Source organism: Pseudomonas sp. R45(2017) (assembly GCF_002112305.1).
Lineage (GTDB): Bacteria > Pseudomonadota > Gammaproteobacteria > Pseudomonadales > Pseudomonadaceae > Aquipseudomonas > Aquipseudomonas paraglycinae.
Window position 1 is genome coordinate 1 of sequence record NZ_NEHH01000003.1, and the last position, 14,628, is coordinate 14,628.

General features: G+C 62.5%; 12 protein-coding genes and 3 pseudogenes. 7 read left to right on the forward strand and 8 right to left on the reverse strand.

All coding sequences use genetic code 11. From position 1 onward, the window contains the following. Positions 1–207: pseudogene (locus tag CAF74_RS07155) on the reverse strand (type VI secretion system tip protein VgrG); the annotation flags it as partial. Positions 208–476: 269 nt separating this feature from the next. On the opposite strand from CAF74_RS07155, the gene CAF74_RS07160 reads away from it, so the two are divergent. Continuing rightward, the gene (locus tag CAF74_RS07160; RefSeq protein ID WP_085745865.1) at positions 477–1,469 is read left to right on the forward strand and encodes a diaminopimelate epimerase; all 993 of its coding nucleotides are present in this window, start codon (positions 477–479) and stop codon (positions 1,467–1,469) included. Positions 1,470–1,612: 143 nt separating this feature from the next. Here CAF74_RS07160 and codA read toward each other — a convergent pair whose 3' ends face one another. The 5 genes from codA to CAF74_RS07185 all read right to left on the reverse strand — a co-directional run bounded on the left by codA (position 1,613) and on the right by CAF74_RS07185 (position 6,732). Next, positions 1,613–2,854 carry a cytosine deaminase gene (gene codA, locus CAF74_RS07165; protein WP_085745866.1) on the reverse strand — a complete coding sequence of 414 codons (1,242 nt, stop codon included), beginning with the start codon at positions 2,852–2,854 and terminating at the stop codon, positions 1,613–1,615. Between the two features lie 13 nt (positions 2,855–2,867). Continuing rightward, positions 2,868–4,139, reverse strand: coding sequence for a cytosine permease (gene codB / locus CAF74_RS07170; RefSeq protein WP_085745867.1), 1,272 nt, complete (start codon positions 4,137–4,139; stop codon positions 2,868–2,870). A 172-nt stretch (positions 4,140–4,311) separates the two neighbouring features. Further along, positions 4,312–5,124, reverse strand: coding sequence for an alpha/beta fold hydrolase (locus CAF74_RS07175; protein ID WP_085745868.1), 813 nt, complete (start codon positions 5,122–5,124; stop codon positions 4,312–4,314). An 85-nt stretch (positions 5,125–5,209) separates the two neighbouring features. After that, on the reverse strand, positions 5,210–5,566 hold the full coding sequence (gene queD, locus CAF74_RS07180) for a 6-carboxytetrahydropterin synthase QueD (RefSeq protein ID WP_007955941.1): 357 nt from the start codon (positions 5,564–5,566) through the stop codon (positions 5,210–5,212). Between the two features lie 86 nt (positions 5,567–5,652). Next, positions 5,653–6,732 carry a patatin-like phospholipase family protein gene (locus tag CAF74_RS07185; RefSeq protein ID WP_085745869.1) on the reverse strand — a complete coding sequence of 360 codons (1,080 nt, stop codon included), beginning with the start codon at positions 6,730–6,732 and terminating at the stop codon, positions 5,653–5,655. A 146-nt stretch (positions 6,733–6,878) separates the two neighbouring features. On the opposite strand from CAF74_RS07185, the gene CAF74_RS07190 reads away from it, so the two are divergent. Genes CAF74_RS07190 through CAF74_RS07205 form a run of 4 tightly spaced genes read left to right on the forward strand, consistent with a single transcriptional unit; the run spans position 6,879 to position 9,480 of the window. Beyond that, entirely contained in the window at positions 6,879–7,187 is a 309-nt protein-coding gene (locus tag CAF74_RS07190) for a PepSY domain-containing protein (RefSeq protein WP_011335107.1), read from the forward strand. Next, the gene (locus tag CAF74_RS07195; protein ID WP_039770259.1) at positions 7,187–7,498 is read left to right on the forward strand and encodes a PepSY domain-containing protein; all 312 of its coding nucleotides are present in this window, start codon (positions 7,187–7,189) and stop codon (positions 7,496–7,498) included. The genes CAF74_RS07190 and CAF74_RS07195 overlap by 1 nt, the downstream gene beginning before the upstream one ends. A gap of 3 nt (positions 7,499–7,501) precedes the next feature. Beyond that, entirely contained in the window at positions 7,502–8,170 is a 669-nt protein-coding gene (locus tag CAF74_RS07200; protein WP_011335105.1) for a response regulator transcription factor, read from the forward strand. Further along, positions 8,167–9,480 carry a sensor histidine kinase gene (locus tag CAF74_RS07205; RefSeq protein ID WP_085745870.1) on the forward strand — a complete coding sequence of 438 codons (1,314 nt, stop codon included), beginning with the start codon at positions 8,167–8,169 and terminating at the stop codon, positions 9,478–9,480. The genes CAF74_RS07200 and CAF74_RS07205 overlap by 4 nt, the downstream gene beginning before the upstream one ends. A 215-nt stretch (positions 9,481–9,695) precedes the next feature. Here the strand turns inward: CAF74_RS07205 and CAF74_RS29605 are convergent, their stop codons facing one another. After that, positions 9,696–10,451: a methyl-accepting chemotaxis protein gene (locus tag CAF74_RS29605; RefSeq protein ID WP_371807414.1), complete on the reverse strand. Its 756-nt coding sequence runs from the start codon at positions 10,449–10,451 to the stop codon at positions 9,696–9,698. Positions 10,452–10,553: 102 nt separating this feature from the next. Next, positions 10,554–11,942, reverse strand: a pseudogene (locus CAF74_RS29610) (HAMP domain-containing protein); the annotation flags it as partial. 215 nt (positions 11,943–12,157) lie between these two features. Here CAF74_RS29610 and CAF74_RS07215 point away from each other — a divergent pair. Both CAF74_RS07215 and CAF74_RS29615 read left to right on the forward strand, forming a co-directional pair. Further along, complete coding sequence (locus CAF74_RS07215) at positions 12,158–13,474, forward strand: Na+/H+ antiporter family protein (RefSeq protein WP_085745872.1); 1,317 nt, start codon at positions 12,158–12,160, stop codon at positions 13,472–13,474. A 212-nt stretch (positions 13,475–13,686) separates the two neighbouring features. Then, a pseudogene (locus CAF74_RS29615) lies at positions 13,687–14,463 on the forward strand (cache domain-containing protein); the annotation flags it as partial. Positions 14,464–14,628: the final 165 nt, after the last annotated feature.

Below are 14,628 nucleotides of genomic sequence, written 5' to 3' on the forward strand. Positions count from 1 at the left end.
GCCCGAGCCCTGCGGATCGAGGGCGAGGAACGCCTGTTTGTGCAGGAGTTTTTCCAGGTCCAGATCCGGGTTTTCGCTGACCAGTTCCAGGTCGAAACGAAACGGCTGGCTGATGCCTTCGGTGCCGGTGAACGACAGCACTTGCAGGTCGCAAACGTAGTCCTCAACGGTCAGGCTGAAGTGCGTTTCGTTGGCTGGACTGAACATTTGACGCTCCTTGAGGTGAAACTGAATCTCCTGAAAGTTCTAACCTCGGCGAAAGCCTGATCCAGAACCGAGTCGGATCATAAAGGCTTAAAGTTGCGCAAAAAGTTGCGCACATGCCCTGAAAGCCGCGGTTCATAAGGCCTGTTCGAAGTTGCTACGAGATGTTTCTTGGCAAAGTGATATCACTTTTGCTGATATTTCCACGTGATTGTCGATCACGTCAGGCGATACAGTGGAGCGCAAACCGCAACCTGAACGCAGGAAACGAGATGGCAAAGTTTTACGATGCGCGCGGCAATATCTACGGCGTGGTTTCACCCCTACAGGTGCGAGAGGCGGGCATCGACCTGCCGGCCAACGCACAAGAGGCGGCGTCATCCAGAGCCATCTGGAGCGAGCAGGCCATCGCGACATTCTGCCAATGGCCTGACGCAATCCGGCCCGCCGGTGCCAAACATCATCGCAGCGATGGCTTGCTGATCGGCCCGTTTCAGTCCTCGGCACCCTTTGATCTGCTGATCGTCAACACCGACGGCACGCTGGCCGAGCGCAGCGGCAACGGTCTGACGATTTTTTCTCAGGCACTGCTTGAGCAGGGGCTGATGCCAGAGCAGGGCGCATCGTTGCAGGTGCATCACGACAAACAGGATGCGCAGTCGCCCGTGCCGATCTCGGTCAAGCCGGCTGAGGTCGCGGGCGTGCAGGGCTTCTGGCTGGATCTCGGGCAACCCGGATTCGGCCCGGCAGCCGTCAGTGCGCTCGGCGTTGAACCGGTGTCGTTCAATGGTGTGGAAATCAGCCGTGTTCGACCGTTGGCGCAACTCGATCCCGGCTGGGCACACAGTCAGTTCGTGAGAATCGGCAATCCGCACTGCGTGACGCTGCTGGAGGACGAGGCGGCATTGCCGAGCAACGAACAGATGCTTGAGTCGCCGCTGGCGGACAGTCTGACCGCCATCGCCTTCGCCGTGCCCACCGGCGCCGGCCAGCCGTGCCCGGCCGGGGTAAACCTGCAATGGGCGATACGTGCTGGCGATCAACGCATTGTGGCGCGGGTGTTCGAACGGGGCGAAGGCCCGACCGCCTCATCCGGCACCAGCGCCAGTGCGGTGGCGAGTGCGGCGTGGCGGGTGGGCTGGGTGTCAGCGGGAGAGGTGCAGGTGGTGATGCCCGGCGGAACCGCGCCGATCCTGCTGGAGGAGCGCGACGGAGAACTGCTGCGAGTGCGCCTGTTCGGCACGGCGCACACGACAGAAAAGTGAAGTCCCTTTCATGATCGTCCCCCCGGGAACGATGGATCCCTTGGGCTTTACTGTGAGCCGGTTCGAGGCGGTTGTCGCCTGTCAGATCTGACAGGCTGGCTCTTTCGATTCGCGATAAAACCGGCGCGAGCAATAACCGCCACTCAACCCTCCACGAACTCCACCACCGGCATCTGCCGCTTCATCAACACCTTGCCGTTGCGGATCGAATACAGCGGCAGGCCCTGGCTGCGGATCACTTCGTAGTCGCTGTCCGCCGACAGGATCAGCAGGTTTGCCGGGCGGCCCTGTTCCAGGCCATAGCGTTCGCCAAGGTGCATGGCCTTGGCGCTGTTGTCGGTGACCAGATCCAGCGCGCTTTGCAGGTTGCGGTAACCGAGCATGTGGCAGATGTGCAGCCCGGCTTCGAGGACCCGCAGGATGTTGCCGTTGCCCAGCGGATACCACGGATCGACGATCGAATCCTGACCAAAGCAGACGTTCATGCCCGCTTCAAGCAGTTCGTTGACGCGGGTCACGCCCCGGCGTTTCGGGAAGTTGTCGAAGCGACCTTGCAGGTGAATGCTTTCGGTCGGGCAGGAGACAAAACTGATCCCCGAATGCCCGAGCAGGCGGAACAGTTTGGCGCAGTAGGCGTTGTCGTAGGAGCCCATCGCCGTGGTGTGGCTGGCGGTCACGAGGGCGCCCATGTCGCGGCTGCGGGCCTCTTCGGCCAGCACTTCGAGGAAGCGCGAATGCGGATCGTCGGTTTCGTCGCAGTGCACATCCACCAGACAACCGGTGCGCTCGGCGAGGTCCATCAGGAACTTCACCGAGCTGACGCCCTGGTCACGGGTGTACTCGAAATGCGGGATCCCGCCGACCACGTCAGCGCCCATGCGGATTGCTTCTTCCATCAGCTCGCGCCCGTTGCGGAACGACTCGATGCCTTCCTGAGGAAACGCGACGATTTGCAGGTCGATCAGGTGACGGCTTTCCTCACGCACTTCGAGCATCGCCTTGAGCGCGGTGAGTTGCGGATCGGTGACGTCGACGTGGGTGCGCACGTGCTGGATGCCGTGGGCGGCGAGGGTCTGAATGGTTTTCTTCGCCCGGGTCTTGGTGTCTTCCTGGGTGATGGTGACCTTGCGCTCGCCCCAGCACTCGATGCCTTCGAACAGCGTGCCGCTCATGTTCCAGCGCGGCTCGCCGGCGGTCAGGGTGGCGTCGAGGTGAATGTGCGGCTCGACGAAGGGCGGCACCACCAGGTTGCCGCCGGCGTCGAGGTCGTCGGGGCCCAGGGTCGGCGCTTCGGTCTGGCGCGCGATGCTGCGGATCAGGCCGTCTTCGAGGTGCAATTCGTGCAGACCTTCCTGGTTGCGCAGTCGGGCGTTGATGATGTGCATCGGGCGAATCCTTTTATAGATCTTGTAGAGGGGCGGCCGCGTTGCGGGCGCCGAGCAGGCCGGTCACTGCGATATACGTTAACGCGGCAACGGCGATGCCGACCAGCGGCGCGACCCACGGCGAGCCGAACGCCGCGACCGTCCCGGCTGCGTAGGCCGCAAGCCCCGGCCAGTTGAACGCCGGTAACCGTGCGTCGGCCAGTCGCGGATAACGCCCGCGCCAGCGGAAGAAAAAGTCCGCCATGATCACGCCGCCAATCGGCGGGATCACCGTGCCGAGCAGGATCAGATAAGGCACCAGCATGTCGTACATGCCCAGCAACGCGAGCGCGGTGCCGATCACGGCGCCGGCCAGGGTCACGGTCTTGCGGCGACCGGTGCGCAGCAGGTTGCAGCCGGCGACGGCGAAGTTGTAGATGGTGTTGTCCTGGGTACTCCAGATGTTCAGCAACAGCATCGCCATCGCCGCCATGGCGAAGCCCTGCAACAGCAGCACTTCGACCACGTCGGGCTGTTGATAGACGATCGCACCATAGGCACCGATCAGCACCATCAGGCCGTTGCCGATGAAAAAACCGATCAGACTGGCCAGCACCGCGACCCGTGCCGAACGGGAAAAACGCGTCCAATTGGTGGCCTGGGTCGCGCCGCTGACGAAGGTACCGAATACCAGCGTGATGGCGGTCGACCAGTCCAGCGAACCGCTGGGCACGACGCTGAGCAAACCGTCGAGGCCGCCGACTTTCACGGTCGCGACCCACATCGACAGCATCAGCAGCAACATCATCGCCGGCACCGCGATGTACGACAGAATCTCCAGCCCGCGATAACCGACATACGCCGTGGCGCAGAACACCAGACCGAACAGCACCATCAGCCCCAGCACCGTGGCTTCGTTCAAATCGAAATACTTGCCGAGCACCACCGCCGCCGTCGCGGTGCCCCAGGCGTACCAGCCGATCTGGGTGAAGCCGAGGATCAGGTCGCTGAGCTTGCTGCCGACTTCGCCAAAACAGAAGCGCCCCATCAGCACCGAATTCAGCCCGCTTTTGAAGGCGATGTAACCCAGGCCTGCGGCGTACACGCCGAGCAGCAGGTTGCCGATGATGATGACGGCGAGCATTTCGCCGAAGTTGAACGCCACGCCGAGCTTGCCGCCGGCAAACATGGTTGCGGTGAAGAAGGTGAAGCCCAGCAGCACCATCGCCGTGGAGGCCAGGCCTTTGCGCGCGTGCATCGGCACTTCACTGAGGGGGTAATCGTTGCCGGGATCGTTTTGCGTCATGGGGCGTTCCTTGCTGGAAAGGGGAGGACGCGAAGAGGTTGCAGCGGTCGTGCCAAACGCGATGTTGCGAGTATTTATAGACGAGGCACGGATGATCGGCGCGAAAGCAGTGCATCGGGCGCCGCACCGAACCATGTGGGAGCAGCTGTTCCCACAGAGTCACGGGATTGGATCAGAGGAACCGCAGCAGCGCGGCGACTATGGCTTCAGGCGCATCTTCCTGCACCAGATGCCCGGCATTCGGGACCGGATGAAATTGCGATCCTGGAATCATCTTGTGCAACTCACGCCCGCGTTCGATGGGGATCCACTGATCCTCTTCGCCCCAGAGAATCTGCACCGGGCAACGGATCGTCGGGTACAGCGGCTGCGCCTCCAGCGTGTAGCGCTGGTCCATCTGCGCGATCTGCCGGTAGAACGCCGCTTGCCCCGGATCGCCTAGCCACGGCTGGACGTAGGGCGCCAGTTCATCGTCGGGAATATCCCGCTGGATCGCCCCGCGAATATAGGTCGGGACGATGGCGCGCTGGATGTAATCCGGCAGGCCGCTGAACGCCGCCTCATGCTGGCGCACGTGCTGCACGAACGGCGAACCCCAGGGTGTCAGCGCCACCGGGTCGATCAGGGTCAGGCTGCGGTAATCCTTGCCGTTGAGCAGGTGCGCGCGCAGCACGGTGGCGCCGCCGAAGTCGTGGGCGACCACGTCCGGGCGTTGCAGATTCCAGTGATCGAGCAACTGAACGAGCAATTCGTTCTGCACACCGAGGGATACATCGGCGTCCGGTTGCTCGGACTGCCCGTAGCCCAGCAAATCGAAGTAATGCACCCGATGCGTGGCGAAAAAGTGCGGCGCGATGCGGTGCCACACGTAAGACGAGAAGGGCGTGCCGTGCACGAACACCAGCGGCGGGCCGTCGCCGCGCACCCCGTGGCGAATCTGTCGCCCGTTGAAATCAAAGACCTGATCCAGCAGCCAGTCCCTCATGGGCCTGTCCTCTTGGCGGGTTCGAGCCAAAAAGCATAGGCGTAAAAAAACCACCGGTCTCGGTGGTTTTTTTGTGTCGCGGGAATTACTCGCCGCGATAGATGCAACCGCTGGTGCAGGTCTCGTGGATGCGGATCGCACTGAGTTCCGGCAGCAGGGGCTTCAATTCATTCCAGATGAATTTGGCCAGCACTTCGCTGGTCGGGTTCTCGAGGCCCGGAATGTCGTTGAGGTAGTTGTGGTCCAGACGCTCGTACAACGGCTTGAAAATCGCTTTGATCTCGGAGAAATCACGGATCCAGCCGGTGTGCGGATCGAGGTCGCCGCTCAGATGAATCGCCACTTTGAACGAGTGACCGTGCAGGCGTCCGCACTTGTGGCCGTCCGGTACGTGGGGCAGGCGGTGGGCGGATTCGAACGTAAATTCCTTGAAGATTTCCACAGTGATTTCAGCTCTGTTCAGATGGCGTTCGCCGCAGCGAATTCGGGCAGGCGGCGAGTTTATCAGCTTGTTCCCGGCTGTGCTGACTAAAGGGTCAGCAAGCGCTCGGCGAGGCGACCGTTGGCAGTCAGTTCAAGGAATTCGTCGCCCAGCCGTCGGCTCTCATCCATCGCCGCGCGCCAGTATTTCTGCCGGCTCGGCGCATCGCCCATGAAGCGCTTGAAGTCGTTACGGTCGGGGAGTTTGCCGTAGGGCAGGCGCGCCAGGTATTCCTTCGACGGCGCGAGCAACAGCACGTCCTGCAAGCGCTCGACCGAAGCTTTGCGCCACGGCAGGGTCTTGTCGAACCAGCCCGGAATCACCCGGTCGGTGAAGTGCGGATACAACACGATGTCGTCGCCGCTGTAAGGCAGGTCGAGGTGATAGTCGAGCAGACCACCGTCGCGGAACGTGCCGGCACCAGCGCCCGGCAGGTCGCGCACGCCTTCCATGACCATCGGGATCGAACCGGAGGCCAGCAGTGCCTGACGCAGGTTGCCGGCATCGAGGGCGACGAAGCGCGACGGGAAGTCATTCAACGCATGCACCGGCGGCGCCAGGCGCGGGTCGTGGATGATCAGCCGTTCGAAGTGCCGCGACAGCCGCGCCCGGCCCCGCAGGTTGTCGGCGATCACCGAGCCCAGCGCCAGCCCGAGCCGGCCGCGATGGTCGTCCGCCAGCCCGCCGTGGCTTTTGACCACCATGATGTTCAGGCGGTAATGGGCGTTGGTCAGAAGGCTGGCATCGCGACCGTCGAGCAGGTCATCGAGCATGCGTTGCGAACTGCGGCTGACGTCGCCGATGGTCACGCCTTTGTTGAAGTTCTGCTCGGTGTACAGATGACCGAGGCGGCGGATGCCTTCGGCGGCGTCCGGCAGACAAGCGCTGGCGAAGCGCCAGGAACCCACCGACGCACCGATCAGCGAACGCTCGCGCGGCGCCGCCGGCAGCCACTCGCCGAACAGCGCCAGATCCAGCCCCTGAATCCCCAGCGCCTTCGGCCCACCGGCAGCACCGGGCAGGGTGCCGACGTCGGCGGCGCTCAGGCCTTGGGCACGAATACGCGCCATGGCCTTGGGGCCGGCCTTGAGGGTGAGGGCAGGGAACTTGATGTGAATGGCGGTCATACCGGTCTCGATCGTTAGCAAGCGAAAGATTATAAGCACATGTTGCCGTGGCTGCAGGAGCAGGCCCAATGATGGCCATTCAGTTTCAGTTAAGTTCGCACCGTTAAGGTGCCGACCGTAGCGACACATAAAAATACGGAGACACCATGAAAACCCTGACTGCCCTGACCCTCGCCTCGATCATCGGCCTCGCCGCCAGCACCGTTCACGCCCGCGATCTCGGCCCGGATGAAGCCCTGCGCCTGCGCGACGCTGGTACTATCGTCTCCTTCGAGAAGCTCAACGCCACCGCGCTGGCCAAACACCCGGGTTCGACGATCACCGACACCGAGCTGGAAGAACAGTACGGCAAGTACATCTACCAGATCGAACTGCGTGATCCGCAGGGGCTGGAATGGGATCTGGAACTGGATGCGGTGAGCGGGCAAGTGCTCAAGGATCATCAGGATACGTAATGAAGGTGAATGTTCGCGCCACCCGCCGTACGGCATTGGCGCTGGTGATGTTTTGCTCGACGGCGATGGCCCGCGACCTGGGGCCCGACGAAGCCCTCAATCTGCGCAAGCAGGGCGTGATCCTGCCGCTGGAGCAAGTGCTGCAGCAGGCGATGGATCGTTATCCCGGCGCGAAACTGCTGGAAGTCGAGCTGGAAGAAAAACACGACGTCTACATTTATGAAGTCGAGTTGCTGACCGTCGAAGGTGTGGCCCGTGAGCTGCACCTGAAGGCCGACACCGGTGAACTCGTGAAAGACAAGGAAGATTGACCGATGCGCTTGCTTCTGGTGGAAGACCACGTACCGCTGGCCGACGAACTGCTGGCCGGCCTGCAACGTCAGGGCTACGCGGTGGACTGGCTGGCGGACGGACGCGATGCGGTCTATCAGGGCAGCAGCGAGCCCTACGACCTGATCGTCCTCGACCTCGGTCTGCCCGGCGTGCCGGGGCTTGAAGTGCTGGCGCAATGGCGCGCGGGCGGTCTGACGATTCCGGTGCTGATCCTCACCGCCCGCGACTCCTGGGCCGAGCGCATCGAAGGCCTGAAGGCCGGTGCCGACGATTACCTGACCAAACCTTTCCACCCGGAAGAACTGTATTTGCGCATCCAGTCGCTGCTGCGCCGTTCCAAGGGCCAGGCCAACCAGCCGACGCTCAAGGCCGCCGGTCTGCACCTGGACGAGGGCCGTCAGTGTGTCGTGCGCGACGGTGCCGACATTCAGCTGACCGCCGCCGAATTCCGTCTGTTGCGCTACTTCATGCTGCACCCGGAGCAGATCCTCTCCAAGAGCCACCTCGCTGAACACCTCTATGACGGCGAGACCGAGCGCGATTCCAACGTGCTTGAAGTTCACGTCAATCACCTGCGGCGCAAGCTCGGCAAAAGTGTGATCGAAACCCGCCGCGGTCAGGGTTATCTGTTTGGCGGACAGGCTTCGTGAGATCGATCCAGCGCCGCTTGAGCCTGGGGTTGATCAGTGTGCTGGTGGTCGTCGGCGTGCTGCTGGCGCAAACCAGTCTGTGGTTGTTCGAAGTCGGATTGCAGCGCTATCTCGAAGCCGGCTTGCGTAACGACAGCGAGAGCCTGCTGGTGGCGCTGGTTCGCGGCCCGCAAGGCTTGCAGCTGGATGAGCGGCACTTGTCGCCGGCCTACCAGCGACCGTTTTCCGGGCATTACTTCCGCATCGATTTCGCCGACAGCCATTGGCGCTCCCGCTCGTTGTGGGATCAGGATCTGCCGCTGCTCGAACGCTCCGGCCTGCACAGCAACCTGCAACTGGGGCCGGACGGCCAGCAATTGCTGGTGCTGCGTTCGGACTATCGACGGCTCGGCCAGTCGATTTCCATCAGCGTGGCCCAGGATTACACGCCGGTGCGCGAGAGCTTCCAGCGCATGCGCCAGATCGGTCTCGGCCTCGGGCTGGCCGGGTTGCTGCTGATTCTGTTGCTGCAACGCCTGACCGTGCGCCGCGCGTTGCGTCCGCTGGAAAAGGCTCGTGAACAGATCGCCCAGTTGCAGCAGGGCCAGCGTTCACAACTCGATGAACAAGTACCGGCGGAACTGGAGCCGCTGGTGGCGCAGATCAACCATTTGCTGGCGCACACCGAAGACAGCCTCAAGCGCTCGCGCAATGCCCTGGGCAATCTCGGGCACGCGCTGAAAACCCCGTTGGCGGTGCTGCTCAGTCTGGCGTCGAGTGAAAGGCTCGACGCGCATCCGGAACTGCGCAAGATTCTCAAGGAACAACTGGAGCAGGTTCAGCAACGGCTGAACCGCGAGCTCAACCGTGCGCGGCTCTCTGGCGATGCGTTGCCGGGAGCGCTGTTCGATTGCGACGCCGAGCTACCGGGGCTGCTGTCGACGTTGAACATGATCCATGGCGAGCACCTGGAGCTGAGTTATGTGGCCCCGCGGGGCCTGCAATTGCCGTGGGATCGTGAGGATCTGCTGGAACTGCTCGGCAACCTGCTGGACAACGCCTGCAAGTGGGCGGATGCCGAGGTGCGGCTGAGCGTGGTCGAAACGGCCGAAGGTTTTGTGCTGAGCGTGGAGGATGACGGGCCGGGGATTCCCGAGGCGCAGCGGGCTCAGGTGTTCAGCCGTGGGACGCGGCTGGATGAGCAGACCCATGGGCATGGGTTGGGGCTTGGGATTGTGCGGGATATTGTCGAGACTTGGGGTGGGGTTTTGGTGTTGGGTGAAAGTGAGTGGGGTGGGTTGAAGGTGGAGATTCAGTTGCCTCGGCGGTGAGCTTCAAGAGCCCCCTCATCGGAACGCCGCCCGCCTAACCCTCTCCCGGAGGGAGAGGGGACTGACCGAGGTGGATGTTCGAGTCTCACCGACTTGATATATCGAGGTGTACTCAGGCTCCGATAGCAACGGAGATCTGCTCCCTTTCCCCCTCGCCCCCTTGGGGGAGAGGGCTGGGGTGAGGGGGTAAGCTCTTGATCTTCAGCAATCCCGAGTCAAACCCGAAACTGATCCATCAAACTCTGCTGCTGATTCGCCAGGCTATTGAGCGACTGACTCACCCGCGCCGATTCATTCGCCTGTCCCGAGAGCGACTCCGTCACATCACGAATCGTCGCCACGTTGTTGTTGATCTCCTCGGCCACCGCGCTCTGCTCTTCGGCAGCGCTGGCGATCTGCAGGTTCATGTCGCTGATCACCGTCACCGCATCGCCGATCTGGCGCAGCGCGGTCACGGCCTGGCCGACCTGTTCGACGCTGCCCTGGGCCTGACGATGGCTGTTGCCCATCGAGCCGACCACGTCCTGGGTGCCGTTCTGCAATTGCTCGATCACCTGACGGGTTTCTTCCACCGATTCCTGAGTGCGGCGGGCGAGGTTGCGCACTTCGTCGGCGACCACCGCAAAACCGCGTCCGGCTTCACCGGCGCGGGCGGCTTCGATGGCGGCGTTCAGGGCCAGCAGGTTGGTCTGTTCGGCGATGGCGCGGATGGTTTCCAGCACGGTGCCGATTTTCTCGCTGTTGGCGGCCAGGCCTTCGACCTGCACCATCGCTGCGCTCATGTCGGCGGCGAGGGTGTCGATGCTGGCGGTGGTGCGGTCGATCACGGTCAGGCCCTGACGGGTGGCGCGGTCGGCATCCTTGGCCGCTTCGGCGGCTTGTGCCGCGCTGCGGGCCACGTCCTGAGCGGTGGCGCTCATTTCGTGGGACGCGGTGGCCACCTGATCGACCTGACGGTATTGCTGCTCCATGCCGGCGCTGGTCTGAGTGGCGATGGCCGAAGACTGATCGGCGGTGTTGCGCGCATCCTGCACCGAGCGTTTCACCTCGGCGATGATCGGTTGCAGCTTGTCGAGGAAGCGGTTGAACCAGCCGGCCAGTTGACCGAGTTCATCCTTCTTGTCGTAGGCCAGACGGCGGGTCAGGTCGCCTTCGCCGCTGGCGATGTCTTCCAGCATATGGGCCACGCCGAGGATCGGTTTGGTCACGCTGCGGGCCATCAGCCACACCAGCAGCAGGCCGATCAGCGCGGCGAGCACGCCCAGGCTCAGTTCGATGAGGGTGCCCGAGGTGTTGCTGGCATCCAGTTGCTGCTTGAGCGCTTCGGCGCGGCTGACCAGCACTTTCTCCGGCACATCGAGCAGCACGCCCCACGACGGGCCGCCGGGAATCGGCTGGAACGGCGACAGCACTTTCAGTTGCGCGTTGCTGTGCAGGCTGCTGACGGTGTGGCTCGAAGCGAGCAGGCGCAGCAGCTCGGCGCCGCTGGTGGTGTCCACGGCATCCAGGCGCTGGCTGAGTTTATTGGCATCCGGGCTGTAACCGGCGAGCAGGCCGGCGGGGCTGATGATGCTCACGGCGGTCTGGCCGTCGTAGAGCTTCTTGCTGGCGCTCTGGCTGATCGCTTGCAGGCTGTTGAGGTTGATATCCACCGACAGCGACGCGATGACTTTGCCGTTGACCATCAGCGGGAACACGATGCTGGTCATCAGCACCTTTTGCCCGTCGATCACATAGAAGTAGGGTTCGATCACGCACGGCTTGAGCGTGGTGCGCGGGCAGGTGAACCAGGCGTTGGCGGCCTGGCCGCTGGGGCCGGTGCTGGTGTCGGTCATGTCGCTTTCCGGCAGGGCCATCGAGGTCACCTTGCCCGGGGTCGGCTGCGACCAGTACAAGGCGAAACGGCCCTTGTCGTTGCTGCCCAGTTCAGCCTGGCCGGCAAACAGCTCGTCCTTGCCGTCCAGCGCGTTGGCTTCGAACACCAGCGACAGGCCGAGCAGATCCGGATTGGCCTGCAGCGCCGATTTCACCTGACGAGTCATGTCTTCGCGCAGGTCGAAGGCATCGAGGAAGCGCTTCTCGGCCTGTTCGCGCAGGAACAGCACCTGACGCGAGAAACCGTGGCCATATTGATAGGCGTCCATGAACTGCTGGCGAATGCCGGCGGCCTGGACCTCGCCCTGGGATTCGATGCGAGCCTGAGCCGATTCGGTGAGCATTTCCATGCTCGAAGCTTTCACCAGTTCGGAACTGTGCTCCATGCGATACAGCGAAAGACCCACCAACAGGGTCACGATACCGGCCAGGCAGAGCCCGGCGAGCAGGGTGATTTTCCATTGGATGGAAAGTTGTCTGAGTGACATGGAAACGTCCTTATTCGATAAATATCTGAGACTTTGCACTGTAACGGCCGCGTTTCGGCTTTCTTTATGGCGTAAATGCAATAGGGCGAATTGACGCATGTTGTGGCGGATATGCCTTGTTCAGCGGATTGATCATGGAAAGTTACACAGTGTTGCGACCAGTCGCTTTGACACTGCGCCCGCGCTGCGGCACAGTGCGCGCCCTTCTAATAAGACCCTCTATGCAAATCCGCTGGCGACCCTCGTGGCTTGTCGGCCGGACTCATCCTGTCTGGCGGTGAATGGCTTTACCGTCGTGTTTTCGAGGTAGTGAAATGAATGCAGTGATTGCTGCGGTCGGCGTCATGCTGATCCTCAGCCTGTCCCGGGTGCATGTGGTGATCGCGTTGATCGTCGGTGCGCTGGTCGGTGGCCTGACCGGTGGTCTGGGCATCGACGCCACGCTCAAGGCCTTCAACAGTGGCCTGGGTGGCGGGGCGACGGTGGCGTTGTCCTACGCGTTGCTCGGCGCTTTCGCCGTGGCGATTGCCAAGTCCGGTCTGGCCCACGCGCTGGCCGACAAGGCTCTGGCGATGGTCGACCGCCAGCATGCGACCGGTGGCGGCAGCGTCAAATGGCTGCTGATCGGCCTGCTGTGGGTGGTGGCGATCGCGTCGCAGAACATCCTGCCGATTCACATTGCGTTCATTCCGCTGCTGGTGCCGCCGCTTCTCTATTTACTGACCAAGCTGCAACTGGACCGCCGGTTGATCGCCTGCGTCATGACCTTCGGCCTGATCACGCCGTACATGTTCCTGCCGGTTGGCTTCGGCAACATTTTCCTCAACGAGATCCTGCTGGCCAACGTTGCCCGCAGTGGCGTGGACATCAGCGGGATCAACGTCACCCATGCCATGGGGATTCCGGCGCTGGGCATGCTGGTGGGGCTGGGCATCGCCTTTATCAGTTACCGCAAGAAGCGCGTATACGACCTGGGAAAAATCGAGCAGGTCGAGCAGGTGGCAGTGCAGTACAACCCGCGCAGTCTGTTGATCGCCGGTGTCGCCATTGCCGCAGCCTTCATTATTCAGTTGCTGCTGGATTCGATGATTATCGGGGCGCTGGCCGGTTTCCTGATCTTTTCGGCGTCGGGCATCGTCAAATGGCGCGAGACGGATGACCTGTTTACCGAAGGCATGAAGATGATGGCGATGATCGGCTTCATCATGATCGCCGCTTCCGGATTCGCCGAAGTGATGAAGGCCACTGGCGAGGTGCAGACGCTGGTCGAGTCTTCGGCGTCGTGGATCAACCACAGCAAGGGCATCGGTGCGTTGCTGATGCTGCTGGTCGGTCTTCTGGTGACCATGGGCATAGGCTCGTCGTTTTCCACGGTGCCGATTCTGGCGGCGATTTTCGTGCCGCTGTGCGTGCAACTGGGTTTCAGCCCGATTGCCATTGTCTGCATCGTCGGCACGGCCGGGGCCTTGGGCGATGCCGGTTCGCCCGCGTCAGACTCGACCCTCGGCCCGACCTCCGGGCTGAACATCGACGGCCAGCATCACCACATCTGGGACACCGTGGTTCCGACCTTCCTGCACTACAACCTGCCGCTGCTGGCGTTTGGCTGGGTGGCTGCGATGGTCCTTTAACTCCCGTGATCGTTCCCACGCTCTGCGTGGGAATGCAGCCCGGGACGCTCCGCGTCCCAAAGCGTGACGCAGAGCGTCACAAGAGGCATTCCCACGCAGAGCGTGGGAACGATCGGCGTCGAGGTGTCGTTCTCAAGCTGCAGCTCAACTTTTGGTTACGCGTGCCGTTAAAGCCTTTAACCACGCCAATAAAACCAAAAGAGTGAGCCCCCATGCGCCTGAGTCTCAAGGCTAAAGTCCTGTCCCTTGCCGTCCTTCCGGTGCTGCTCTTTGCGCTGGTGATCAGCCTGACCACGCTGTTCATCCTTCAGGAACAGGCGCGCAATGAAGTCCAGCAGACCCGCGAACGCCTGCTCGGTGACGCCAAAGCCACGCTGGCCAGTTACGTCGCCGTGGCCATGACCACCATCAAACCGTTGTACGACGCCGCCGCTCCCGGTGACGCCGAGGCGCGGGCGCAGGTGATCAAGCTGCTGTCGAGCATCAAGTACGGCAAGGACGGCTACTTCTTCGGCTACGACTCCGAGACCGTGCGCCTGTTCAAGGCCAACGACCCCGAAGGCGTGGGCAAAAGCTTCAAGGACAACCGCGACCCGAACGGCGTCTATGTCAACCGCGACCTGGTGAAAGTCGCGAAGGACGGCACTCACTACCTGCAATACAGCTCGCCGCTGCCGGGCAACGCGCAAGTGCTGGTGCCGAAACTTGGCTACACCGAATATCTGGCGAAGTGGGACATGGCGGTCGGTACGTCGGTCAACCTCGACGGCATCGAAGCGCAAGTGGCGGTGGTCGAGGCCAAGGTGCAGGAACGCATGCAGGGCGTGGTCTTGAGCATCGTCGGTGTGGCAGTGGTGGTGCTGCTGGTGATCGCGGCGGCGGGGATGCTGCTGGCCAACACCATTCTGCGACCGCTGACCCTGATGAAAGCCAACCTCGATGACATCGCGGCGGGCGAGGGTGACCTGACCCGGCGCCTGACCATCACCAGCCAGGACGAACTCGGCGAACTGGCCGGCTCGTTCAACCGTTTCGTCGACAAGATCCACGGCCTGGTGCGGCAGATCACCGAGATGACGTCGCAACTGACTGGCTTGGTGACGCAAGTGTCGGATCAGGCCCAGCGCTCCGATCAGGCCATGGAACGTCAGCGT

Excerpts from the sequence above, each read along its gene's own strand:
- CAF74_RS07160 (WP_085745865.1), top strand. The coding sequence starts at position 477 with ATGGCAAAGTTTTACGATGCGCGCGGCAATATCTACGGCGTGGTTTCA.
- codA (WP_085745866.1), bottom strand. The coding sequence starts at position 2,854 with ATGCACATCATCAACGCCCGACTGCGCAACCAGGAAGGTCTGCACGAA.
- codB (WP_085745867.1), bottom strand. The coding sequence starts at position 4,139 with ATGACGCAAAACGATCCCGGCAACGATTACCCCCTCAGTGAAGTGCCG.
- CAF74_RS07175 (WP_085745868.1), bottom strand. The coding sequence starts at position 5,124 with ATGAGGGACTGGCTGCTGGATCAGGTCTTTGATTTCAACGGGCGACAG.
- CAF74_RS07185 (WP_085745869.1), bottom strand. The coding sequence starts at position 6,732 with ATGACCGCCATTCACATCAAGTTCCCTGCCCTCACCCTCAAGGCCGGC.
- CAF74_RS07190 (WP_011335107.1), top strand. The coding sequence starts at position 6,879 with ATGAAAACCCTGACTGCCCTGACCCTCGCCTCGATCATCGGCCTCGCC.
- CAF74_RS07195 (WP_039770259.1), top strand. The coding sequence starts at position 7,187 with ATGAAGGTGAATGTTCGCGCCACCCGCCGTACGGCATTGGCGCTGGTG.
- CAF74_RS07200 (WP_011335105.1), top strand. The coding sequence starts at position 7,502 with ATGCGCTTGCTTCTGGTGGAAGACCACGTACCGCTGGCCGACGAACTG.
- CAF74_RS29605 (WP_371807414.1), bottom strand. The coding sequence starts at position 10,451 with ATGGAGCAGCAATACCGTCAGGTCGATCAGGTGGCCACCGCGTCCCAC.
- CAF74_RS07215 (WP_085745872.1), top strand. The coding sequence starts at position 12,158 with ATGAATGCAGTGATTGCTGCGGTCGGCGTCATGCTGATCCTCAGCCTG.